17 protein-coding genes are annotated in these 21,634 nt (G+C 73.4%); 5 read left to right on the forward strand and 12 right to left on the reverse strand.

The features are described 5' to 3' along the window. Window positions 1–32: 32 nt before the first annotated feature. Window positions 33–1,571 carry a S8 family peptidase gene (locus tag ACZ61C_RS08775; protein ID WP_465304469.1) on the reverse strand — a complete coding sequence of 513 codons (1,539 nt, stop codon included), beginning with the start codon at window positions 1,569–1,571 and terminating at the stop codon, window positions 33–35. A 273-nt stretch (window positions 1,572–1,844) separates the two neighbouring features. On the opposite strand from ACZ61C_RS08775, the gene ACZ61C_RS08780 reads away from it, so the two are divergent. Beyond that, complete coding sequence (locus ACZ61C_RS08780; protein ID WP_465304471.1) at window positions 1,845–4,712, forward strand: ATP-binding protein; 2,868 nt, start codon at window positions 1,845–1,847, stop codon at window positions 4,710–4,712. Between the two features lie 11 nt (window positions 4,713–4,723). On the opposite strand, the gene ACZ61C_RS08785 is transcribed toward ACZ61C_RS08780, so the two are convergent. Further along, window positions 4,724–5,167, reverse strand: a complete 444-nt coding sequence (locus tag ACZ61C_RS08785) for an ATP-binding protein (RefSeq protein ID WP_465304473.1) — start codon at window positions 5,165–5,167, stop codon at window positions 4,724–4,726. A 100-nt stretch (window positions 5,168–5,267) separates the two neighbouring features. Here ACZ61C_RS08785 and ACZ61C_RS08790 point away from each other — a divergent pair, with 100 nt between their 5' ends. Continuing rightward, complete coding sequence (locus ACZ61C_RS08790) at window positions 5,268–7,082, forward strand: S9 family peptidase (protein WP_465304475.1); 1,815 nt, start codon at window positions 5,268–5,270, stop codon at window positions 7,080–7,082. Here the strand turns inward: ACZ61C_RS08790 and hpaD are convergent. The 6 genes from hpaD to ACZ61C_RS08820 all read right to left on the reverse strand — a co-directional run bounded on the left by hpaD (window position 7,065) and on the right by ACZ61C_RS08820 (window position 14,137). Further along, window positions 7,065–8,108 carry a 3,4-dihydroxyphenylacetate 2,3-dioxygenase gene (hpaD, locus tag ACZ61C_RS08795; protein ID WP_465304477.1) on the reverse strand — a complete coding sequence of 348 codons (1,044 nt, stop codon included), beginning with the start codon at window positions 8,106–8,108 and terminating at the stop codon, window positions 7,065–7,067. The genes ACZ61C_RS08790 and hpaD overlap by 18 nt on opposite strands. Beyond that, window positions 8,105–9,613, reverse strand: a complete 1,509-nt coding sequence (gene hpaE, locus ACZ61C_RS08800) for a 5-carboxymethyl-2-hydroxymuconate semialdehyde dehydrogenase (protein ID WP_465304479.1) — start codon at window positions 9,611–9,613, stop codon at window positions 8,105–8,107. The genes hpaD and hpaE overlap by 4 nt, the downstream gene beginning before the upstream one ends. Beyond that, window positions 9,610–10,557 carry a 4-hydroxy-tetrahydrodipicolinate synthase gene (dapA, locus tag ACZ61C_RS08805; RefSeq protein ID WP_465304481.1) on the reverse strand — a complete coding sequence of 316 codons (948 nt, stop codon included), beginning with the start codon at window positions 10,555–10,557 and terminating at the stop codon, window positions 9,610–9,612. The genes hpaE and dapA overlap by 4 nt, the downstream gene beginning before the upstream one ends. Before the next feature lie 16 nt (window positions 10,558–10,573). Next, window positions 10,574–11,242, reverse strand: coding sequence for a GntR family transcriptional regulator (locus ACZ61C_RS08810; protein WP_465304483.1), 669 nt, complete (start codon window positions 11,240–11,242; stop codon window positions 10,574–10,576). Continuing rightward, window positions 11,224–12,639, reverse strand: a complete 1,416-nt coding sequence (locus ACZ61C_RS08815; protein ID WP_465304485.1) for a fumarylacetoacetate hydrolase family protein — start codon at window positions 12,637–12,639, stop codon at window positions 11,224–11,226. Before ACZ61C_RS08815 ends, ACZ61C_RS08810 begins: the two co-directional genes overlap by 19 nt. Window positions 12,640–12,700: 61 nt before the next feature. After that, window positions 12,701–14,137: an aldehyde dehydrogenase family protein gene (locus tag ACZ61C_RS08820; protein WP_465304487.1), complete on the reverse strand. Its 1,437-nt coding sequence runs from the start codon at window positions 14,135–14,137 to the stop codon at window positions 12,701–12,703. A gap of 138 nt (window positions 14,138–14,275) precedes the next feature. Here ACZ61C_RS08820 and ACZ61C_RS08825 point away from each other — a divergent pair, with 138 nt between their 5' ends. Further along, window positions 14,276–15,688 (forward strand): GMC family oxidoreductase, encoded by a 1,413-nt coding sequence (locus ACZ61C_RS08825; protein ID WP_465304489.1) that lies wholly within the window; start codon window positions 14,276–14,278, stop codon window positions 15,686–15,688. On the opposite strand, the gene ACZ61C_RS08830 is transcribed toward ACZ61C_RS08825, so the two are convergent. Genes ACZ61C_RS08830 through ACZ61C_RS08840 form a run of 3 tightly spaced genes read right to left on the reverse strand, consistent with a single transcriptional unit; the run spans window position 15,672 to window position 18,572 of the window. Further along, window positions 15,672–16,514, reverse strand: a complete 843-nt coding sequence (locus ACZ61C_RS08830) for an alpha/beta hydrolase (RefSeq protein ID WP_465304491.1) — start codon at window positions 16,512–16,514, stop codon at window positions 15,672–15,674. The two genes, ACZ61C_RS08825 and ACZ61C_RS08830, sit on opposite strands and share 17 nt — an antisense overlap. After that, window positions 16,511–17,458 carry an aldo/keto reductase gene (locus ACZ61C_RS08835; RefSeq protein WP_465304493.1) on the reverse strand — a complete coding sequence of 316 codons (948 nt, stop codon included), beginning with the start codon at window positions 17,456–17,458 and terminating at the stop codon, window positions 16,511–16,513. The genes ACZ61C_RS08830 and ACZ61C_RS08835 overlap by 4 nt, the downstream gene beginning before the upstream one ends. A 10-nt stretch (window positions 17,459–17,468) precedes the next feature. Beyond that, complete coding sequence (locus ACZ61C_RS08840) at window positions 17,469–18,572, reverse strand: zinc-binding dehydrogenase (RefSeq protein WP_465305605.1); 1,104 nt, start codon at window positions 18,570–18,572, stop codon at window positions 17,469–17,471. A gap of 56 nt (window positions 18,573–18,628) precedes the next feature. Here ACZ61C_RS08840 and ACZ61C_RS08845 point away from each other — a divergent pair, with 56 nt between their 5' ends. Next, entirely contained in the window at window positions 18,629–19,984 is a 1,356-nt protein-coding gene (locus ACZ61C_RS08845; protein ID WP_465304495.1) for an amidohydrolase, read from the forward strand. Here the strand turns inward: ACZ61C_RS08845 and ACZ61C_RS08850 are convergent. Next, complete coding sequence (locus tag ACZ61C_RS08850) at window positions 19,919–20,653, reverse strand: SDR family NAD(P)-dependent oxidoreductase (protein ID WP_465304497.1); 735 nt, start codon at window positions 20,651–20,653, stop codon at window positions 19,919–19,921. The two genes, ACZ61C_RS08845 and ACZ61C_RS08850, sit on opposite strands and share 66 nt — an antisense overlap. Window positions 20,654–20,698: 45 nt before the next feature. Between ACZ61C_RS08850 and ACZ61C_RS08855 the strand changes: the two genes are divergently transcribed. Beyond that, the gene (locus ACZ61C_RS08855) at window positions 20,699–21,625 is read left to right on the forward strand and encodes an aldo/keto reductase (RefSeq protein WP_465304499.1); all 927 of its coding nucleotides are present in this window, start codon (window positions 20,699–20,701) and stop codon (window positions 21,623–21,625) included. The last annotated feature ends 9 nt before the right edge of the window (window positions 21,626–21,634 follow it).

The raw sequence follows: 21,634 nt of genomic DNA on the forward strand, positions 1-21,634 counted from the left end.
CCGCCGCGCCACGGCCTCCCGCCCCGCCCGCGTCAGAAGGTGATCGTGAAACCGTCGATCGTCCCCGTGTCGAACCGGTAGACGTCCTGCACCCGCAGCTGCCAGGTGCCGTTCGCGGCCTCACTCGCCGCGTTCACCGAGCAGGTGGTGTGGACGCCCGACGCCGTCCCGGAGCCACCGGCCTTCTGCAGTCCGAAGACCGCGCCGCTCGGGCCGACGAGGTCGATCACCAGGTCACCGGGGTAGGAGTGGCTGATGTCCACCTTCACCGCCAGCGACGCGGACGCCTTGCCGTCACAGCCGTCCTGGGTCACCGAGCTGGTCACCGCGGCCCCGGCGTCCGGGATGGCCACCGGGGTGGTGTTCGACTTCGCGCCGCACCGGGACGGCGGGGTGCCGCCGCCGATGAACGACACGTTGAGCAGCTTGTTCGGCGAGCCGCTCCCGGCGTTCTTGACCACGCCCGAGGTGGCGCCGCGGACGAGCGCGTCGCGCACCTGCTGGGCCGTCGCGCCCGGGTTCGCGGCCAGGTAGAGCGCGGCCGCGCCGGTGACGTGCGGGGTCGCCATCGAGGTGCCGCTCATGTTCGCGCTGCTGCCGTTGGACAGCCCGAGCGAGGTGATGTTGTTGCCCGGCGCGAAGAGGTCGGTGCAGGTGCCGTAGTTGGAGAACGACGCCCGGTTGTCGTTCTCGTCGGAGGCGTTCACCGTGATCGCTTCCGGCACGTGCGCCGGGCTGGTGTTGCAGGCGTCGGTGGAGCTGTTGCCCGCGGCCACCGAGTAGACGATCCCGGCCGCGATCGAGCGTTTGATCGCGTCGTCGCCCACGCCGACCTGGTCCATGGTCAGGCTCATGTTGGCCACCGCGGGCTTGACGGCGTTGGCCGTCACCCACTCGATCGCGTCGACCGCGGCGGAGTCCGGGCCGTTGCCGGAGCAGTCGTTGCCGAGCACCTTGAGCCCGACGAGCTTGACCTTCTTCGCGACGCCGTAGGTCTTGCTGCCGATCGTCCCGGCGGTGTGCGTGCCGTGGCCGTTGCAGTCGCTGCCGTTCCCGCCGACGAAGTCCTTGCCGATCGACGCGCGGCCTTCGTACTCCGGGTTGTCCGGCTTGATGCCGGTGTCGAGGTCGTAGGCCGTGACGCCTTCGCCGGTGTTGGGGTAGGTGTAGGACTTGTCGCGGGGGAGGTTCGCCTGGTCGATGCGGTCCAGGCCCCAGGTCGGGTTGGCCTGGGTGCCGGCGATCGTCGCCGTGCCGTCTTCGTAGACCGCCGCCACCGCCGGGTCGGCCGCCAGCCGCCGCGCCTGCGCCGCGGTGAGGTGCCGCGCGGAGAACCCGTGCAGGACGCGGCTGTAGGTCGACCGGACTTCGCCGCCGTACCGGCCGGCCAGCGACGCCGGGTTCGCGAGCCCCTGGGCGTCCTTGAGCACCACGATGTACTGGTCGCCGTAGTGCCGGCCGGCCGCGACCACGCTGCCTTCCGGCTGGGCGGCGGCGGCCGCGCCGGTCGTGGCCAGGGTGGCCAGGACCGCCGCGGCGAGGACGACCGCCTTCCGATGAACTGTGCGCATGCTTCAGCTCCACTCACTCGAACAGGTGAATCGGTGCGCGGCGCGGCCAGGTGACCGAGAGCCACCGCCGTCTCACTCTCGGGGGTGATCACCTGCACTAACAAGCGAGGCAGCGCCCCGTAGGGCTACGTAACTAATGGCTCCGGCGTCGCCCCTACGAAAGTTCCGTGCCCGCTCGCGCGGGTTCCGCGCGCCCGAGCGGCGGACCTAAGCTCCGGACCATTCGGACAGGGTGGTCCGGGTGGCGGTGCCGCTTTCAGGCGGGGGACGGTGATGACGGACGGGATCGTGGCCAGGACCAGTTCACCGGTCCTGATCGGGCGGGCGGACGAGCTCGCCGCGCTCGTGTCCGCCGCCGCGCGCCCGCCCGCGGTGCTCGTGCTCGAAGGGGAGGCGGGGGTCGGCAAGACCCGGCTGGCCGGCGAGCTGCTGGCCCGCCCGGAGCTCGCCCGGACGCGCGTGCTGGCCGGCTGCTGCCAGCCGCTGCGGGAGCCGTTCCCGTACGGCGTCCTCGTCGAAGCGCTCGGCGACGCGGGGAAGTACCTGCCGGCCGCGGCGCGGCTGAGCCCGCTCGCCGGTGTCCTCGGCCGGTACCTGCCGGAGCTGGCGCCGCAGCTGCCGCCGGCCCCGGAGCCCCTGGGTGACGGCCGCGCCGAAGCCCACCGCTTCTTCCGCGCGGTCCGCGAACTGCTGGACCTGCTGGGACCGCTGGTGCTGGTGGTCGAAGACCTGCACTGGGCCGACGACGGGTCCCGGCGGCTGCTGCGGTTCCTGATGAGCGACCTGCCGCCCGGGACGGTGCTGGTGGTGAGCTACCGGCCCGAGGACGTGCCCGGCGACCTCCCGCTGGGCCGCGCGCACCGGCCGGCGCCGGGCAGCTCGACCACGCTCGTGCGGCTGGGCCCGCTCGGCCCGGACGGCGTGCGGCGGCTGGCCGGCGCCCTGCTCGGCGAGCCCGGGGTGTCCGCCGCGTTCGCCGCGCGGCTGCACGAACGCACGGCCGGGATCCCGTTCGTCGTCGAGGAGACCCTGCACGCGCTGCGCAACCCCGCCGGTGCGGTGCACGCCGACGGCGCGGCCGCGCGGCGGCTGCTCGACACCGCCGAGGTGCCCGCGCTGCTGCGGGAAGCGACGGTCGAGCGGCTCGCGACCCTGCCGCTCGCCGCGCGCCGGATCACCGAAGCCGCCGCGGTGCTCGCGGAACCCGCGCCGGCCGAGCTGCTCACGACGGTCGCGGGACTCGGCGCGGCTCGCGGGCGGCACGCGCTGGTCCTGGCCCTCGAACGCGCCGTGCTGGTCGAGGTGGCCGAGTGCCGCTACGGCTTCCGGCACGAGCTCGCGCAGCAGGCCGCGTACGGGACGATCCCGGGACCCTCGCGCCAGGAGCTGCACCGGCGGGTGGTCCGCGCGCTGGCCGGCCGCCGGCCGGCGCCCCTGGTGCGGCTGGCCGAGCACAGCCGCAAGGCCGGTGACACCGCCGACGCCCTGCGGTACGGCGAGGCCGCGGCCGACCGCGCGATCGACGTCGGCGACCCGGCGACGGCCATCGGGCTGGTGCGGGCGCTGCTGGCCGCCCCCGACCTCGAACCGTCCGATGTGGACAGACTGGCCGCGAAGCTGGCTTCGGTGGCCAACAACGACGTCTCCCAGGCCGAGGTCGTCGCGACGCTGGAGGCGCTGCTGACCGACGACCGGTTGTCCGGCCGGCTGTCGGCGGAGATCCGGCTGAGCCTGGGTCTGCTGCTCATCCGGCAGGCCGGCGGGCTGGAGGCGGCCCGGGCCGAGATCGAGGTGGCGCTGGCCGGCCTCGGGCACCGCCCGGACCTGGCCGGGCGTGGCATGGCGGTGCTCGCCCAGCCGTGGATCGGCGCGACGCCGTTGCGCGTCCACCGGCCGTGGCTCGACCGGGTCGACACGCTGATCGAGACCGCGGCCGACGCGCGGCTGCGGCTCACCCTGATGGCCAACAACATCCCGTCCCGCCTGCACACCGGCGACCCGCGGGCCTGGGCGTCGCTCGACGGCGCGCCGGCCGTCGCCGGGACGGCCGAGGAACAGCGCCAGCTCGCGCGGCTCTACTGCAACGCCGCCGACGCGGGCGCGTGGACCGGGCACCACCGCCGGGCGCGGGGCCTGCTGGAACGCGGGATGCAGCTCGCGGCCGACTCCGGGACGCCGTACGTGGTCAGCACGGCGCGGACCACGGGGGTGCACATCGACTGGCTCGGCGGCGCGTGGGCGGGGCTGGACGAGCGCGCGCTCGCGCTGCTGGCGGAGTACCGCGACCTGTTGCCGGTCACCAGCGAGCTGTCGCTGGTCCTGGGCCTGCTCGCCACCGCGCGGGGCGCCTGGGACCGCGCGGCGGCCTGCTTCGCGGCCACCGGCGTCGACCGGCCGGAGAACGCGTTCACCCCGGTGGTGGTGGCCGCGCACGGCGGGATCGCCGGGATGCTGCTCGCGCAGGACGCCGTCGACGCGGCGGCGGCCGAGGCCGCGCGCGGGCTGGAGCTGTTGCGCACCAAGGGAGTCTGGGCCTGGGCGGGGGACCTGGTCCCGGCGGCGGCAGAGGCGTTCTGCCGGACCGGCCGCGTCGGCGCCGCCCGGGAGCTGCTGGCCGAGCTGGAGTGCGAGACGAGTGTCCTGGACGCGCCGATGGCGGCCGCGGTCCTCGCCGAGGGACGCGGGATCGTCGCCGCCCACGACGGTGAGGTCGCCGACGCGGTGAAGGCGTTCGACGAAGCCCGCGACCGGTACGAGCGGCTCCCGGCGCCCTACTCGGCGGCGCTGGCGGCGGAACGGCGGGCGCGGTGCCGGCTGGACAGCGGCGAGGGCACGGCGGCCGCGGAGTTCGGCGACCTGGCGGACGTCTTCGCGGCCCTGGGCGCGACCCGGGACGCGGCCCGTTGCCGCCACACCTTCCGCTCGACGGGGGCGACCGCGCCGTCCCGGCGCGGCCGCCGGGGATACGGGGACGAGCTCTCACCCCGCGAGCGCGACGTCGCCCGGCTGCTGACCGACGGGCACACGAACCGCGAGATCGCGGAGGTGCTGTTCCTGTCCCGGCGGACGGTCGAGCAGCACGTGGCCAACGTGCTGCGGAAGCTGAAGGTGCGGTCGCGGGGTGAGCTGCGCACGGGCTGAGGGCGGCGGGCTCAGCGTTCGAGGAACGTCCGGTTCGGCACCAGCGCCCACACGACCTTGCCGGCCGGGGTGGTCCGGACGCCCCAGCCGTGCGAAAGCTGGTCCACCAGCCGCAGGCCGAACCCGCTGCCGGCCGCCACCGGCTCGATCGAGTCGTCTTCGTCGGCCACCTCCACCAGCAGGCCGCCGCGCTGCCTCGTCACCTGCAGCCACGACGGCCGGGAGGAGTGGCGGTACGCGTTGCTCACCAGCTCGTCGACCACCAGCAGGAGCGCGCCGAGCAGCTCTTCGCGCGGGCGTCCGAAGGCGAGGCAGTCGGCGACCGTCGCGCGGATCCGGCGCGGTGGCGGCCGGGTGCTCAGGTCGAGCTTCAGCTCCGCCGCCGTCGCGACGCGCAGGCTGAGCCACTCCACGGCCTGCTCCCAGTCGGGCGGCAGCTGACCACCGACGTCCATCCCGTCGCTCCCTCGCACCGGACACCCCCGCGAGGTGTTCGGTCTCACCCGCCGGTTGGATGGGCCTGGCAGACTGGTGCCACCGGAACGGGGGTACTGCGTGGGGGAGCTGACGGCGGAAACCGTGGTGGACCGGGTCGTGCCTCGCACGCCGCGGATCTCCCCGGACGGCCGGTGGGTCGTGTACGTGACCTCCCGCGTCGGCGGGCACCTGGTCAGCGGCCTGTGGCTGGCGCCGGCCGACGGCAGTGCGCCGCCGCGGGAGCTCGCGCCGAGCCCGGCGCGGGACCACGAGCCGCGGTGGTCCGGGGACGCGGTGCTCTTCCTTTCCGACCGGGGTGAGCGCGGCACCTCGCAGCTCCACCGGATCGGCCTGGCGGACGACGAGCCGTCGCGGCTGACCGACCTGGCCGCCGGAGTGACCGGGTTCGCGCCGCTGCCCGGCGGGGACTCGGTGGTGCTGATCGCGCCGGGCGAAGAGGAGCCGGCGGATCCGCGCGTCCGGTCGGTCGGGAGTGCGTCGCCGCGGTGGGACACGGCCGTGGCCCCGGACCGGCTCTGGCTGGCCGACGTCGCGAGCGGCGCCGTCCGGCCGCTCGGTGACCTCGGCGAGCGGCACGTCGACGAAGTCGAGCCACGGCCGGACGGGCGGACCGTCGCCGTGCTCACCTGGTCGTGCGCCGACCGGGAGCCCGGGGTCTTCGAGCCCGGGCTGCACCTCGTCGACCTCACCACCGGTGCGGTCGAAGACCTCGGTGTCCCCGCGCTCGAAGCGTCCTCCCTCAGCTGGTTCCGCCACGAAGACGAATGGCGCCTGACCTACCTCGGCCTCACTCCGCCCGGGCTGATCGGCGGGAGCGCCGTCTTCACCGTGCCCGGGCACCACAACCTGACCGCCGGGATGACCGTCTGTCCCCTGGAACTCGCGCCAAGCGGGCTCGCGTTGTTCGCCGAAGGCCTCGACACGAGCGTCCGCCGCCTCGACCCCGCGACCCGGACGTTCGTGAAGGTCGCGGAAGCACGAGGTTCCCTGACCGGCCTCTCCGCGAGCGACACGGGCGACATCGCGGTGGTCGCGAGCACCGGGACTGAGCCGGACGAGGTCTGCGCCGGACCGCCGGAGAAGCTCCTCCGGCTCAGCGAGACCGGCCCGGCGGGCATCCGCTGGGGCACCCAGCACCGCTTGCACTGCCGCGCCGAGGACGGCCTCGACCTCGACGGCGTCCTGGTCCTCCCGCCCGGAAAGACCCGCGGCGACGGGCCGTTCCCGCTGGTCACCATCGTCCACGGCGGACCGTACGACCGGAACGCCGACCGGTTCCACCTGGGCTGGCACGGGTCGGGGCAGTGGCTCGCGCCCGCCGGCTTCGCCGTGTTCCTGCCCAACGCCCGCGGCGGCGTCGGCCACGGGCACGCCTTCGCCGAGTGCGTCGCCGGGGACGTCGGCGGCGCCGAGCTCACCGACGTCCTCGGCGGGATCGACCTGCTGGTCGCCGAGGGTGTCGCCGACCCCGACCGGCTCGGGATCGGCGGCTGGAGCCACGGCGGGTTCTTCGCCGCCTGGGCCGTGACGCAGACCGACCGGTTCAAGGCGGCCGTGGTCGGCGCGGGGGTCATCGACTGGCCGTTGCTGGCCGCCACCGGCGACCACAGCCGGTTCGAAGCCGGGCTCGGCGGCGCCCGCAACAGCCCGATCACTCATGCAACGAAGATCCGCACGCCCGTCCTCATCCTGCACGGCGAGGACGACACGAACGTCCCGCTGTCCCAGGCGGAACTCCTGCACTGGGCCCTCGGCGACCGGCCCCACGAGTTCGTCGTCTACCCGCGCGAGGGCCACTCGATCCGCGGACGCGCGCACCAGATCGACGTTCTCGACCGCACGCGCGCGTGGTTCTCACACCTGCTCGCCTAGCTTGAACTCGGCCTCGCCGGTGCTGAAGGAGAACCCGTCCGCGCCGATGGTGACGTCGGCTTCGCGCGGCTCGGCCCGTTCGAGCACCGGGCGCACCTCGCCGTCGAGGTCCAGGACGACCGACGCGTCGGTGTACCAGCTCGGCACCACCGGGTTGCCCCACCAGTCGCGGCGCTGGTTGTCGTGGACGTCCCAGGTGATCACCGGGTTGTCCGGGTCGCCGGTGTAGTAGTCGTGGGTGTAGAGCTCGACGCGGTGGCCGTCGGGGTCCCGGACGTAGAGGTAGAAGGCGTTCGAGACGCCGTGGCGGCCCGGCCCGCGTTCGATCATGCCCGACTGCCGCAGCGCGCCCAGGTGGTCGCAGATGTGCAGGATCTGGTGCCGTTCGTGACCGGCGAAGGCGATGTGGTGCAGCCGCGGCCCGTCACCGCCGGTCAGCGCGACGTCGTGCACGGTCGGCTTGCGGAACAACCAGGCCGCGTACACCGTGCCTTCGTCGTCCTGGATGTCTTCCGACACACGGAAACCCAGGCCCTCGTAGTACTTCCGGGCCGCCGGGACGTCCGGGGTGTCGAGGTTGAAGTGGTCCAGGCGCGCCAGCGCGCCCGCACCGTGGACGTCGTAGCGCTGCGTGAACCGCTCGACGTGCTCGGCCTCGTGGAAGAACTCCACCGGGAACCCGAGCGGGTCCTCGACCCGGACCGCCTCGCCGATGCCGCGGGTCGCGCCGGCCGCCCGGCGCTCCACCCGGCAGCCGAGCTCGCGGTAGTACGCGTCGGCGAGGTCGAGGTCCGCCGCGCTCCGGACGCGGTAGGCCAGCACGGCCAGCGCGGGGGTGGATCCCTTGCGCAGCACCAGGGAATGGTGCAGGTACTCCTCGAAGGCACGCAGGTAGAGCGCCTCGGCGTCCTCGTGGGTCACCACCAGCCCGAGCACGCCGACGTAGAAATCGCGGGACGCGGCGAGGTCGGTGACGACCAGTTCGGCGTAGGCGCAGCGGAGGACGTCCGGCGGGGTGGCGGTCATGACTGTCCCTTCTGGACGCTGCCGAAGCGGGCCGTGTGGACCGGCCCGAGCGAGACGTGGATCGCCTGCTGGTGGGTGTAGAAGTCGAGTGAGCGGTAGCCGCCTTCGTGGCCGAGGCCGGACGCCTTGACCCCGCCGAACGGGGTGCGCAGGTCGCGCACGTTGTGCGAGTTCAGCCAGACCATCCCGGCTTCGACCGACTGCGCGAAAGTGTGCGCCCGCCGCAGGTCCGACGTCCACAGGTACGCGGCCAGCCCGTACTTGACGTTGTTGGCCAGCGCCAAAGCCTCGGCTTCGGTGTCGAACGGCGTCAACGCGACCACCGGCCCGAAGATCTCCTCCTGGAAGATCCGCGCGGACGACGAGACATCGGCGAACACCGTGGGCGCCACGTAGTTGCCGGTGTCCAGACCGGACGGACGCCCGCCGCCCGCGAGCAGCCGGCCCTCCGCCTTGCCCAGCTCGACGTAGCTCATCACCTTGTCGTAGTGCTCGGGGTGCACCAGCGCGCCGACCTCGGTGGCCGGGTCGTGTGGGTCGCCGACGACGATGCTGCGCGCCCGCTCGGCGTACCGCTCGCAGAACTCGTCGTAGATCGGGCGCTCGACGAGGATCCGGCTGCCCGCGGTGCAGCGTTCACCGTTCAGGGAGAACACGCCGAAGAGCGTCGAGTCGAGCGCGGCGTCGAGGTCGGCGTCGGCGAACACGATCGCCGGGGACTTGCCGCCCAGCTCCATCGACATGCCCTTGAGGCCGGTCGCGCAGTTGCGGTAGATCGTCTGGCCGGTGGTGGTCTCGCCGGTGAACGAGATCAGCGGGACGTCCGGGTGCTTGACGAGCGCGTCGCCCGCTTCCTCGCCGAAGCCGTTGACCAGGTTGAACACACCGTCCGGCAGCCCGGCGTCGGCGAAGATCCCCGCCCACAGGCTCGCCGACAGCGGCGTGAACTCGGCCGGCTTGAGCACCACCGTGCACCCCGAGGCCAGCGCGGGCGCGAGCTTCCAGCTCTCCAGCATGAACGGCGTGTTCCACGGCGTGATCAGCCCGGCCACCCCGACCGGCTTGCGGTGCACGTAGTTCACCTGCCGCCCGGGCACCTGGTAGGTGTCGTCGGCTTGGGCGACGACGAGGTCGGCGAAGAACCGGAAGTTCTCGGCCGCCCGCTGCGCCTGCCCGAGGGCTTGGGTGATCGGCAGGCCGGTGTCGAACGTCTCCAGCTCGGCGAGCCGGGCGTCCTGCGCCTCCACGGCGTCGGCGATCTTGTTGAGCACCCGGGCCCGGGCCCGCGGCAGCATCCGCGGCCACGGGCCGTCGGTGAACGCCCGGCGCGCGGCGGCCACCGCCCGGTCGACGTCCTCGGCCTGCCCCGCCGCGGCGGTCACGTACGGCGTGTTGGACACCGGGTCGAGCACGTCGAAGGTCTTGCCGGAGACGCTGTCGACGAGCTCACCGCCGATGTGGTGCTTGAGCTCGCCCGGCAGTCCGTCCGGGACGTAGTGGGTCATGCCTTCCCCTCCACAGTGAAGCCTTCGGTCGGCGACAGGTACTTCGCGCCTTCCGCCATCAGGCCCTTGATCCGGGCGAGACCCGCTTCGGTCGGCGGGATCAGCGGCGGCCGCACGTGCCCGGACGCGAGCAGCCCGCGCTGCTGCAGGACCCACTTGCCCGGCGCCGGGTTCGTCTCGACGAACAGGAGGTCGACCAGCGGGTGCAGGCCGTAGTGGATCTCGCGGGCGCGCTCGTGGTCGCCGGACTGCCACGCCGTGTACAGCTCGGCGCAGGCGGCCGGGGCGATGTTGGCCGTCGCGCTGACGAACCCGGCGCCGCCGAGGGCCAGCAGCGGCAGGCAGAGCAGCTCGATCCCGGACCACACCAGCAGCTCCCGGCCGCAGAGGTGCAGCACGCGGGAGAAGTGCTCGAAGTCCTTCGTCGTCTCCTTGATCCCGACGAAGTTCTCGCACGAGCGGTAGAGCTTCGCGACCGTCTCCGGCGCGAGGTCGACGGCGGTCCGGCTCGGCACGTTGTAGGCGACGATCGGCAGGTCGGGGAACTCGCGGCAGACCGTGCGGTACCAGACGAACAGCGCGTCCTGCGTGGGCCGCGCGTAGTACGGCGTGATGACGAGCGCCGCGTCGATCCCGGCGTCGCGCGCCGCGGCGGTCAGCTCCAGGGTTTCGTCGAGCTTCGCCGAGCCGGTGCCGGGCACGAACGGCACCCGGTCGCCGACCGCCGCGGCCACCGCGCGGATCGCCTCCGCGCGTTCGGCGACGGTCTGGGAACCCGGTTCGCCGGTGGACCCGCCGATCGAGATGCCGTGCGAGCCGGAGGCGAGCTGCCAGCGCACGAGGTTCTGCAGGCCGTCGTGGTCCACCGCGCCGCCGGCGGTGAACGGCGTCATCAGCGGCGCGATCGACCCGCGGATGGCCTGGGGGTCGGAGCGGAAGCGCATGGGGTGCCTTTCTGCGTCAGGGGTGGCGGTAGGCGAGGTACGCGTCGAGCGTGGCCAGCCGGTGGTCGCGGACGGCCCGCTCGACCTCGGCGGCCGGCGCGCCGTCGCCGAGCAGGGCGAGGATGTGCTCGTGCTCGGCCACCGACTCGCGGGCGCGGCCGGGCACGAAGCTGAACGTCGAGGTGCGCAGCCCGCCGAGGCGGTCCCAGCCGCGCCGGACCAGGTCGAGGACCTGCGGGTTCGGGCAGGCGTCGAACAGCACGGCGTGGAAGTCCCGGTTGAGCGCGGTGAACCGCGCGGGTTCGAAGTGCCCGAGGCAGCCGGCCAGGTCGGCGTTCAGCGCGCGGGCCTTGTCGAGCGTGCCGGGGGCCAGGTGGGGCGCGGCGAGCGCGGCCGCGTACCCCTCGACCAGTGCGAGGGTCTGCATCGTGTGCTGGTACTCGCTCTTGTCGACCATGGCGACCTGCGCGCCGACGTTGCGTTCGAACGTCACCAGGCCTTCGGCCTCGAGCAGCCGGATCGCCTCGCGGATCGGGACCACGCTCACGCCGAGCTCCTGGGCGAGCTGGCCGAGGACGAGGCGGTAGCCGGGGGAGAAGGTGCCGTCGCCGATCCGGGCCTTGATCCACTGGTAGGCGATCCGCGACTTGCTCATCGCGGCGCCGTTCACCGCTTCGCGAGCCATTCTGCGTACCTCCCGCGCCAGTGCTCGTCCATCGGGTAGAGGCCCTCGACGCGCTCGCCCGCGGCGACCTGCTCGGCGATGAACGTCTCCTGCCGCTCCTGCTCGATCGCCGCGTCGACGACCTCCTCGACCAGGTCGGGCGGGATGACCAGGACCCCGTCGCCGTCGCCGACGACCACGTCGCCCGGGCACACGGCCGCGCCCCCGCAGGCGATCGCGACGTCGACGTCCCACGGCACGTGCCGTCGCCCGAGCACCGCCGGGTGCGGCCCGGCGTGGTAGGTGGGAATGTCCAAAGCGGACACTGCCGCGAGGTCGCGCACCCCGCCGTCGGTGACGATCCCGGCCGCGCCCCGGACCTGCGCCCGCAGCGCCAGGATGTCGCCGACGGTGCCGGTGCCGCGTTCCCCGCGGGCCTCCATGACGAGGACGTCGCCGGGCCCGAGGCTGTCGATCACCTGCTTCTGGGCGTTGTAACCGCCGCCGCGGGACTTGAACAGGTCTTCGCGGTGGGGGAGGTAGCGCAGGGTCCGGGCGCGGCCGGTCAGCCGGGCGCCCGGCCGGGTCGAAGTGAGCCCTTCGACGAAGACGTTGCCGAGCCCGCGCTTGCGGAGCTGGACGGACAGCGTCGCGGTGCCGACGGACTCGAGCTTTTTGCGCAGTTCCGCGGTCAGCTCGAAGTCTTCGGAGGTCCCGTAGGCGTCCGCCCGCTGCTGCTCGTCGGTGCGGGGGAGCGCGCCGTACGGTCCGAACGGGACGGTTCCTTCGGTGATCGTGGTGACCAGCCGGCCGGTGGTGTGCCCGGCCGTGTCGACCTCGACCTCGACGACGTCGCCGGGGACGGCGACCGACGCGCCCGCGGGGGTGCCGGTCAGGACGACGTCGCCGGGGTCGAGGGTGATCAGCTGCGAGAGGTCGGCGACCAGCCGGCCGAAGCCGAAGAGCAGGTCGCCGGTGGTGTCCTCCTGGACCAGCTCGCCATTCAGCCAGGTGCGCAGGCGCAGCGTCGTCGGGTCGACGTCCGCGGCGGGCAGCACCGCGGGGCCGAGCGGGGTGAACCCGTCACCGCCCTTGGACCGCAGGTTGCTGCCCTTGTCGGCGTAGCGCAGGTCGTACACGCCGAAGTCGTTGGCCGCGGTGACGCCGCCGACGTAAGACCAGCCGTCTTCGGGGGTGACGCGGCGGGCGGTGCGGCCGATGACCAGCGCGATCTCGCCTTCGAACCCCAGGAGCTCAGTGCCCGCCGGGCGTTCGAGCACGTCCCCGCTCGCCGCCACCGACGTCGGCGGCTTGAGGAAGTACGACGGCTGCTGCGGCACCCGGCCGCGCTGGGCGGCGCGGGAGCGGTAGTTGAGGTGCAGCGCGATGATCTTGCCGGGCCGCCCGATGCTGGTCATCCGTGGTTCCTGCCTGCCGGTACGAGAAGATATCCCAAATGATATACGATCTGCGGCACGATCAGTAGCCGTAGTGCAGCCACACGGACTTCGTCTCGGTGTACGCGTCCAGGGCCCAGGGGCCCATCTCGCGGCCCCAGCCGGACGCCTTGTACCCACCCCACGGCGCGGCCATGTCCGGGACCGGCGGCATGTTCACGAACACCGCGCCGGCCCGGATCCCGTCCGCGTAGCGCTGGGCGGTGCGGATGTCGCGGGTCCAGACCGTCGCGGCCAGGCCGTACTCGGTGTCGTTCGCGCGGGCGAGCAGCTCGTCGCCGTCGTCGTAGGCGGTCACGGCGAGCACCGGGCCGAAGATCTCCTCACGCATGATCGCCATCTCGTCGGTGACCCCGGCGAAGAGCGTCGGGGTGTAGAAGTACCCGTCACCGTCGACCGGGCTGCCGCCGGTGACCAGGTCGGCGCCCTGCTCACGGCCGGTGCCGACGAGGAAGTCGACGTGTTCGCGGTGCTTGGCCGACACGAGCGGGCCGAGCTGGGTGTTTTCGTCGGTGCCCGGCCCGATCCGGAGCCCTTCGAGGCCGCGCGCCAGCTTGTCGACGAACTCCTGCTCGCGCTTGCGATCGACGAAGAAGCGGGTGTAGGCCGCGCAGACCTGGCCGGTGTTGAGCGTCGCCCCGGCGAGGTTGCCGGCGACGGCGGCGGTGATGTCGGCGTCGGCGGCGATGATGCTGGGGGCCTTCCCGCCGAGCTCGAGGGTGAGCCGCTTGAGGTTGGACGCCGCGCTCGCCGCCGTGATCAGCTTCCCGACCGCCGTCGAGCCGGTGTAGGAGACGTGGTCGACTCCCCCGTGCTCGGTCAGCAGGGCGCCGACCGCGCCGTCACCGGTCACGAGGTTGACCACACCCGCCGGGAACCCGGCTTCGTGGGCCAGCTCGACGAGCCGGATGCTGGTCAGCGGCGTCACCTCGCTGGGCTTGATCACCACGGTGTTGCCGGTGGCCAGCGCGGGCGCGAGCTTCCAGGCGAGGATCATCAGCGGGAAGTTCCACGGCGTGATCAGCGCGTTCACCCCGACCGGCTCGCGGCGGGTGTAGTGCAGCGTGTCCGGGAAGGACACCGGGTTCGTGGTGCCCTGCAGCTTCGTGACCCAGCCGGCGAAGTAGCGGAAGTGCTCCGCCGCCCCGGTCACGCTCACCTGCCGCGAGACGCCGATCGGCTGGCCCTGGTCGAGGGTTTCCAGGCGGGCCAGCTCTTCGTGGTGCTCCTCGACGAGGTCGGCCAGCCGGAACAGCAGCGCGGCGCGCCGGACCGGGAGGAGCCCGGCCCACCCGGGCGCGGTCAGCGCCCGCCGGGCGGCCCCGACGGCGGCGTCGACGTCGGCCTTCGACGCGGTGCCGACCTCTTCGAGCACCCGGCCGGTGGCGGGGTCGCGCGTCGGGATCGTCCCGCCGCCGGCCTCGGTCCACTGTCCGTCGATGCACAGGCGTGTCGCCATCCCGGGTTCCTCCTCGGCCTTGGATGAGGCGAGTATCGGGTTCCGGGGCGGGACGGGTCTTGTCCGCTCACGCATGCCCGTTGACCGACGGCGAAGGGATGGTTCCCGCCTCCCGGCGCACGCCCCAGGCTGGACCGCATGGACGTGATCGTGGTGGGCGCCGGCTCGGCCGGCTCGGTGGTGGCCCGGCGGCTGGTGGACGCGGGCGCGGCGGTCACGCTGCTCGAGGCGGGCGGCCCGGACGCCAACCCCGCCATCCACGACCCGGGCCGGGCGGCGGAGCTGTGGCACGGGCCGGAGGACTGGGACCTGTACACGGTCCCGCAGCCGCACGCGGCCGGCCGGCGCCTCCACCTGCCGCGCGGCAAGGTCCTCGGCGGCTCGCACGCGCTCAACGCGATGATCTGGGTCCGCGGCGCGCCCGCCGACTACGACGGCTGGGGCCTGCCCGGCTGGACGTGGGCGGAGGTGGCGCCGGTGTTCGAGCGGATCGAGAAGGACCTCCTCGACGTCGTCCCGAACGAGCCGCTGCACCCGATCCAGCAGTCCATCATGGACGCCGCCGTTTCCGTGGGCTTGCCGCTGGATCCGGCCGAGGGGGTGTCCGTTCAGCGGATCACGGTGCGGGACGGCCGGCGGCTCACCACTTGGCGGGCCTACGGGTTGCCGGTGGCTTCGCGGATGACTGTCCACACGGGAGCGGAGGTGCACCGGCTGCGGTTCTCCGGTTCGCGCGTGACCGGCGTCGTGGCATCCATCGATGGTGCGGTACAAGAGCTCTCGGCGGACCTGGTGGTGCTGGCGGCGGGCGCGCTCGCGTCTCCGGCGATCCTGCTGCGCAGCGGCGTCGGCCCGGCGGACGAGCTGGCCGCGCTCGGCATCACCGTCGTCGCCGACCTGCCGGGTGTGGGGCGCAACCTCCACGACCACCTCCTCTCTCCGGTGATCTTCGCGACGGACCGCGAGGTCACGCCGTGGCCGGGCCGGCCGGTGACGCAGGTGCACTGGTTCTGGCGCAGCCGCCCGGGTCTCGCGGTGCCGGACACCCAGCCGATCTGTTTCGGCGTGCCGATGTACGAGTCGTGGATGTCCGGGCCGCCGACCGGGTTCTCGCTGATGGCGGGGATGGTGTCGCCGGAGAGCCGGGGGAGCCTGCGGCTGGCGCCGGACGGCTCGCCGCTGGTCGACCTGAACGCGCTCGCGTCGCCGGCGGACTTCGAGAGCCTGGTCGCCTCGGTGGAGCAGTGCCGGGCGGTCGGCCGGGCACCGGCGCTGGCTGCCGGGTGGGGCGCGCGGCCGCTGTACCCGGCGCCGGAAGACGACGTCCGGGAGTACGTCCGCCGGACGGCGATCACCTACCACCACCAGGTCGGGACCTGCCGGATGGGCACGGACGGCGACGCGGTCGTCGACCCGGCGCTGGCGGTGCACGGTCTCGACGGGCTGGTCGTCGCGGACGCGTCGGTCCTGCCGCGGGTCCCGACGGGCAACACCAACGCCCCGGCGGTCCTGGTCGGCGAGCAGGCCGCGAAGGTCATCCTGGGTGGTTGAGCAGCCGCCGCAGCCAGGAGGAGCGGGCCGCCAGCGCCGCGCGCGTCACCTCCGACCCCGGGGCGAAGCGGTCGAAGCCGTGGTGCGCCTCGGCCCAGACGTGCAGCTCCGTCGGCACTCCGGCCTGAGCCAGCCGCTGCGCGTACGCCACGTCCTCGTCGCGGAACAGCTCCGCCCCGCCGACCTCCACGAACGCCGGGGGCAGCCCACCCAGGTCCGCCATCCGCGCCGGGGCAGCGTACGGCGACGTCTGCCCGGCGAGGAGGCTGCGCCAGCCGAAGTTGTTGGCTTCGCGCGTCCACACGAGATCCGGGAGGTCCGCCGCCGTCCGGTCGTCGAGCATCGGGCACAACAACAGCTGACCGGCCAGTGCCGGGCCGCCGCGGTCCCGGGCGAGCAGCGCCACTCCCGCGCTCAGCCCGCCGCCCGCACTGCCGCCGCCCACGATCAGCCGGGAGAAGCCGAACGCCGAAGCGAACCAGACCAAACCCGCGTAACAGTCCTCCAGCGGCGCCGGATGCGGGTGCTCGGGTGCGAGCCGGTACTCGACGGTCGCGCAGACGAACCCGAACTCCTCGATCAACGCCACCAGCCGCGGCAGGTCGGCGAACCGGTCGTCCATCACCATGCCGCCGCCGTGGATGCTGTACAGCCCGGGCGCGCCGGTCCGGGGTGCGCGCGGCCGCAGCACCGTGAGCACGACCCCGTCGTCGAGGACGTGCTCCGAGGACACGATGTCCCGGTCGCCGATCGCCTCGGCCGGAGTGGGGTTGCGCAGCGATGCGCGGACCTCGGGCAGCGTCGAAGCGGACAGCTCGGGAGTCACGGCCCCTCCGGGTCAACGGCGTCGCGGTCGGCCCAGAACGGCTCCACGAGGGAACGCAGGGTCGCGGCCCCGACGCGGTTCACCAGCGCGACCGCCTCGAGGTTCTCGGAAAGCTGCTCGACGCTCGTCGCGCCGAACAGCGTGGTCGTGTTCGCCGGGTGGGTGAGCGTGAAGGCCAGGCACAGCTGGGCAGGCGTCGCCCCGACACTCGCGGCGACCTTCGCGAGGTCCGGCGCCGAGTCCGCGATCCGCTGCCGGACGTCGCCGGGGTCCCGGCCCACCTGGCGCCCGCCCTTGCCGAGCAGCACGCCGCCCTCGAACACGTCCGAGGACTGAAGCGAAATGCCGAGGGAGAACACCGATTCGAACGGCGCACCGTCCGGAATGGACCGTCGGGCGACGCTGTACTTCAGCTGTGCGATCGCCGGCCCGGGCGCGCCTTCGGAGAGCGAGAAGTCGTGGATCGCCCGGATCGCCGCAGCCGACCAGTTGTTGACGCCCCACTGCCGGATCAGCCCGGCCGAACGCAGCTCGGCGAGCTCGCCGGCCAGCGCGGGCAGGTCGGTGTCTTCGCGCCGCAGGTCGCCCAGGATCACGAGGTCGGCGTGCGAGACCCCGGCCCGGAAGAACGCGTTTTCCAGCTGGGCGCGCAGGCTCTGCGCGGGGTAGCCCTCCAGCCACAGCTTCGCCGACAGCAGGTAGTCCTCCCGTCGCAGGCCCGCGGCCCGCACCATCGCGGAGAACAGCACGTCGGTGAAGACCGGCGGGCTGCCGGGGAAGCCGTACACACCGACGTCGAACAGCGTGACGCCGGCGTCGACCGCGGTGCGCACCAGCGTCACCGCCTCGCGGAAGTCCATCCGGTCGTAGGTGTGCCAGGAGCCGAGCGACAGGACGCCGGTCTGCGGGCCGTCACGGCCGATGCGGCGCCGGGGGATGGTCACGGAAGCCCTCCTAGGGCAGTCGGGGGTCGATGACGGCTTTGAGCTCGCCGAGCCGCGCCATCGACTCGACGGCGGCGGACGCGCCGGCCAGCCCGACCGGCGGGCTGAACAGCTCGGCCCACGGCAGCCGGCCGGCGAAGGCGCGGAAGAACTCGACCGAGCGGTGGTAGTCGGCGATGTCGCCGTTGAGCGAGCCGGCGATCGTCAGCTCCTTGCCCATCACCGTGCCCAGCGGCACGGGGGAGGGGACCGGCCCGGTCGACCCGACGATCGCGACCGTTCCGCGTTGCGCGGCGAAGGCGACGGCCTCTTCGCCGATCGTCGGGCCGCCCGCGAAGTCGAAGACGTGGTCCGCGCCGCGTCCGCCGGTCAGCTCGCGCACCCGCTCGACCCGTTCGTCCGGAGTGGACTCGACGGATACGGTCGCCGTGGCGCCGAACCGCTCCGCCACCTCGAGGCGGGAGGACGGCCCGCCCACGGTGATCACCACGCCCGCCCCGCAAAGCCGCGCGACGGCGGTGGCGAACACCCCGAGGGCGCCCGCGCCCTGCACGACGACCGTCGCGTTCGGACGGATGCCGCCGGACCGCGCCACCGCGCGCAGCACGGTCTTGCCCGCGCAGCCGGACATCGACGCCCACGTGTCCTCGACGTCGTCCGGGAGCAGCAGCTTCGCCGCGCCAGGCGTGACATAGCAATGCCGCGCGAGGCCGCCGGTGGCGTACGGGAGCCGGTCGGCTCGTTGGAGAAAGCCGTAACCGCGGCTCTCGCAGGCGACCGGCTCACGCAGGATCGTGCAGCCGTAACACTTTCCGCACGTCGACTCCGACCAGCCGAGGCGGTCGCCGGGACGGATTTCGCGGCCGAGCGTGTCCGTCGTGCCCGGTCCGACGGCGACCACTTCGCCGACCATCTCGTGACCCAGCACCATCGGCAGCATGCCGGGGAGGCTCATCTGCCCGGACCAGAGGTGGACATCGGTGCCGCACAACGTGGTGCAGGTGAGCCGGACGAGGGCGGCACCCGGTTCTGGCTCCGCGGGCAAGGGAAGCTCCCGCAGCTCGAGGGGTGCGCGGTGGCCGGTGAGCACGGCGGCCTCCGTGTGGGTGGGCAGAGCCATCTTTTTAGTCTACATTTGTGGAAGAAAAAGTCCAGGTCCGGGAGGAAACCATGACAGCACAGCGGATCCGCCCGGCGGACCTCGTCGCCGGCGGGGGCACGGTGCTCACCTTCGACGCAGCCGGCACGGTGGCGAGCGGCCTGGCCGTGCGGGACGGCCGGGTGCTCGCGCTGGGCGACGTCACCGGCCACATCGGACCTGACACCGAGATCGTCGACCTCGCCGGGCGCACGGTCCTGCCCGGCATCAACGACGCGCACCTGCACGCGACCTGGCTCGGCGCGCGCTGGCCGCACCCGCTGCTCGGCCCGCCGCACGAGGAAAAGCCCGTGACGACGGCGGCCGAGCGCCGCGTGGCGATCCTGCGCGCGGGTGAGGTCTGCGCGTCGCTCGGCATCACCAGCTACACCGAACCCGGCCTCGGCCCCGGCGAGACCGGCTGCTTCTCGGCGGAAGTTCTGGAGGAGTACGCGGCTCTGCAACGCGAGGGGCTGCTGCGCGCGCGGGTCACCGTCCTCCGGCTGTTCGGGCTCCTCGACGGACGATCGGCCCTGGTGGAGTTCGAAAGCGGGCTGGCCACGCCGGTCCCGGACACCGATCCGGACTGGCTGGCGGTCACCGGGGTGAAGATCTTCGCCGACGGGATTCCGCCGATGCGGACGGCCTGGACCCACCACTGCTACGCCGACGGCACCCATGGCGCCCTGCTCGTCGACGGTCCCGACGACGCCACCCGCGCGGCCGACCTGGCGTTGATGATCAAGCTGGCGCACGAACGGGGATATGTCGTCGGCGTGCACGCCACGGGGGAGCGGAGCATCGAGACGGCGCTCGCCGGTCTTCGCGCGGGCGACCACCTCGTCCACGGCGACCTGGTGACCACGGCGCAGCTGCGGCGGATGGCGGCCACCGGGGTCGGCCTGACCACGCAGCCCGGGATCGCGACCGCGATGCGGCCGATGGTCGCCGCGGCCCTCGGCGACGACGTCGCCGCGAAGGCGTGGCCGCTGCGGAAGATCCTCGACGCTCGCGTGCCGCTCACGCTGAGCAGCGACGCCCCGGTCGTGACCCCCGACTGGCGCCTGCACCTCGCGGCGGCGGGCGAGCTGCTGGACGCGCGAGGCAGCACACCCGGCCTGACCGAGCGGCTCCTGCGTTGCTACACGACCGAGGCGGCCGCGCAGGACGGCTCCGCGCGCTGGAAGGGCTCGCTCGGCCTCGGCATGGCTGCCGACTTCTGCGTCCTGGCCGCCAATCCGCTGGACGTGCCGCTGGCCGACCTGCCGTCGGTCTCGGTCGAGCTGACCGTGACCGGCGGCCGGATCGTCCACCGGGGATGGTCAGGTCAGCAGCTGGCCGCCGTCCACCGCGAGACTCACGCCGGTGACGTGCCCGGCCGCCGGTGAGGCCAGGAAGAGCACGGCGGGCACCACGTCCTCGACGGCCGCGATCCGGCCGAGCGGGATCCGGGACTCCCACGCCGCGCGCGCCGCGGTGTCGGCGGCGAACCCGGCGGTCATCGGGGTGAGCACCGGGCCGGGCGCGACGGCGTTGACGCGGATTCCGTGCGGCGCCAGCTCCAGCGCCGCGGACCGGGTCAAGGCGTCGACCGCCGCTTTGGTGGCTTCGTAGTGGCCGAGCCCGGGCGTCGGCTGCCGGGCGCCGATCGACGAGATGGTGACGATCGCGCCGCGGGTCCCCGCCTCGACCATGTGCGCGCCGACCGCGCGGGTCACCAGGAAGGTGCCGCGGAAGTTGACGCGCACACATCGGTCGAACACCTCGACGTCGAGGCCGGTGAGCGGGCCGCCGCCCCCGGCGAGCCCGGCGTTGTTGACCAGCACGTCGACCGGGCCGAACCGAGAGGTGACCAGGTCGAGAGCGGCCTGGACCGAAGCCGGGTCCGAGATGTCGAGCTCGACGTGCCCGGCGCCGAGCTCGCGGGCGACGTCGTGGGCCGCGCGGGCGTCGACGTCGGCGACGATCACCCGGTCGCCCGCGCCGAGAAATCCTTCGGCGACCCCTCGGCCGATGCCGCTCGCCCCGCCGGTGACCACCACGATCCGTGTTTTCATTCTACAATCGTAGACGTAAGATGCGCTGCGACGAAAGGAAAACTCGTGAGCCTGCTCGGGAAGTCGGTGTTCGGCCTCGGCTCGTGGAACACCTGGGACCGGATGGCCTTCGGTGACGCCGTCCGGCTGCTGAGGACCGCCGTCGACGCCGGCGTCACGCTGTTCGACGTCGCGCACTACGACTTCGGCCCGCACGCGGAGAACTCGCGCACCGACGTCCTCTTCGGTGAAGCCGTGCGGGAAGCCGGGATCGCCCGCGAGGACTACCTGCTGTGCGGGAAGCTCTGGCTCTGGGACTACCCGCGCACCGGCTTCGCGGAGCAGCTCGAGACGTCGTTGGGGCGGATCGGCACCGGGCACGCGGATCTGGTCGTCGTGGGTGACTACCGCGACCGCCCGGACGTCCCGCGGGTGGTCGCCGAGGTGGCCGCGCAGGTGCGGGCCGGGCGGGTCGGCGGCTGGGGGGTCAACAACTGGCTCGCCGCCGACCTCGACCTCGCGTGCGAGTTCGCCGACCGGGAAGGCTTGCCCGGCCCGGAGTTCGCGCAGCTGAAGTACTCCATCGCCCGCCGCTCGATGGCCGAGGGCGAGTGCTACGCCAGGCACTTCGCGAGCGGACGGCTGGTGCTGCAGGCCTCCGACGTCTTCGAAGGCGGGGTCCTGCTCGGCACCGTGGCGCCCACCCGGAAGATCGGCGCCGACGTCGGCGGGATCCGTGGGTCCATAGTGGACGCGTCCGGCGCGCTCGCGGCCATCGCGGCGGAGTTCGGCGTGACCCGCGCTCAGCTCGCGCTGGCGTTCTGCCTGGCGTACGAACCGGTGGCGAACGTCCTGTTCGGAGTGAGCCGGGCCGCGCAGCTGACCGACAACCTCGGCGCCCTCGAGCTGGCCCGCGACCACGGCGCCGAGATCCGCGCGGCCGTGGCCCACCTCTGGCTGGACCGTGACGTCAGCCCCGACGGCTCTTGGTGACGCCCGGCG

It is taken from the genome of Amycolatopsis sp. NPDC104587 (genome assembly GCF_055583645.1).